At 61.1% G+C, this 442-nt stretch carries 2 protein-coding genes; both read right to left on the reverse strand.

Features of this window, described 5'->3' with window-relative positions; all coding sequences use genetic code 11:
* Positions 1–130 (reverse strand): NTP transferase domain-containing protein (locus AWU74_RS13250; protein ID WP_306701127.1); only part of this gene is annotated, 130 nt, incomplete at its 3' end.
* On the reverse strand, positions 124–442 hold a 319-nt coding region (locus AWU74_RS08510), incomplete at its 5' end, for an iron hydrogenase small subunit (protein WP_187150984.1). The genes AWU74_RS13250 and AWU74_RS08510, both read right to left, overlap by 7 nt.

Raw genomic sequence — 442 nt, forward strand, 5'->3', positions numbered from 1 at the left:
CGAACGGGGTCTTGAGCCGCGGGAAGAGGCTCTCGAATACCGACGCGCCGCCCAGCCGAAGCTGCTTTTTGTCATAGCCCATGCGCGAGCTTTTCCCGCCCGCAAGGATAAGCGCGCTTCCGGTCAGCACTGCCTGTATGTCGTGTGGAGCAGTTCGTGCGCCTTGTGCCCGTTCGGTTTATCGAGGAACTCCGCGTATATCTTTTGTATCGCCGCACTCTCGTGCGATTTCCGCTTGGGCAGCGCCTTGTCGTGGTCAAAAGTCGCGGTGCGCCGTTTCGCGTAGGCTTCCGGCACGTCGGAATCGCGCAGCAGTTTCGGCTGCCCGCCGCCGGATACGCAGCCTTCGGGGCAGGTCATAACCTCGATAAAATGCAGGTCGAGCGTCCCCGCCTGCAAACGTTCCAGTACCGGTTCGACGTTTTTCAGCCCCGTAACGACG

This window comes from Treponema endosymbiont of Eucomonympha sp. (genome assembly GCF_001028545.1).